This window comes from Roseateles sp. P5_E11 (assembly GCF_054049355.1).
Map to the genome: position 1 here is coordinate 1 of NZ_JBFUMO010001040.1, position 1,081 is coordinate 1,081.

General features: G+C 71.4%; 1 protein-coding gene. It reads left to right on the forward strand.

Features of this window, described 5'->3' with window-relative positions; translation table 11 throughout:
- The coding region (locus ACXJKR_RS33230; protein ID WP_457326485.1) for a VanZ family protein at positions 1 to 1,081 on the forward strand (1,081 nt) is incomplete at both ends.

Genomic DNA, 1,081 nt, shown 5'->3' on the forward strand with positions numbered 1-1,081 from the left:
GTGCGTCGCCGTCAAAGCTCCGCCACCTGGCTGTTGTTGGCCCATATGGGGCTGGTCACCTATGCCAGCCTCTACCCCTTCTGGCCCTGGCGCTGGCCGCCCGGCATGGGCCTGCCCTGGTTGTTCAGCCTGCCCTGGCCGGCCCGCTTCTGGGCCTTCGACGTCGAGGCCAACCTGATTGGCTACATCCCCCTGGGCCTGCTCGGTTTTGCTGCGGCGATGCGCTCGGGCTGGGGGGTGCGCGGCGGGCTGCTGCTCGGCCTGCTGCCCGGGCCGGCGCTTTCGTTTGCGATGGAGACCCTGCAGTTCTTCGTGCCGGGCCGCGTGCCCTCCCTGTCTGACTGGGTCCTGAACTCGGCCGGCAGCCTGCTCGGTGCCGCCCTGGGCCTGGTGCTCAGCGCCCTCGGGGGCCTGGAGCGCTGGGAGGACGTGCGCGACCACTGGTTTGGCGCCAGCAGCGCACCGGCCCTCGCTCTGCTGGCGCTGTGGCCGCTGGCACTGCTGTACCCGACGCCGCTGCCTTTCGGCCTTGGTCAATGGCTGCCCTGGTGGCGGGGAATGTTGCTGGATGCCCTGACCGGCACGCCCTGGGCGCTGAACTGGGGCGACGCGGTCACCGTCGAGCATGAGCTGCCGCCTGGCCTGGAGGCGCTGGCCATCGCCCTCGGGCTGCTGGCGCCGGTGCTGTTGATGATCACCGTCGCTCGCTCCGGCCTGCGCCGGCTGGCGCTGGCCGGGGGGGCGGTGCTGCTGGGCCTGCTGGGTACGGCGACGTCAACCGCGATGGCCTTCGGGCCCGACCATGCATGGGCCTGGCTCAGCGATGCCACACGCCCCGGCGTGGGCCTGGGCGTCGTGCTGGCCTTGGTGGCCTGCTTGCTGCCCTCGCGTGTCGCGGCGGCCCTGGGCCTGTTCGTGCTGTGCGCCTTGATCGGCCTCATCAGCTTGGCGCCCAGCGACCCCTACTTGGCCTTGAACATGCAGGCCTGGGAGCAGGGCCGCTTCATCAACCTCTATGGGCTGACGCGCTGGGTGGCCTGGACCTGGCCGTTCATCGCCCTCGTCTGGCTCGCCGCCCGGC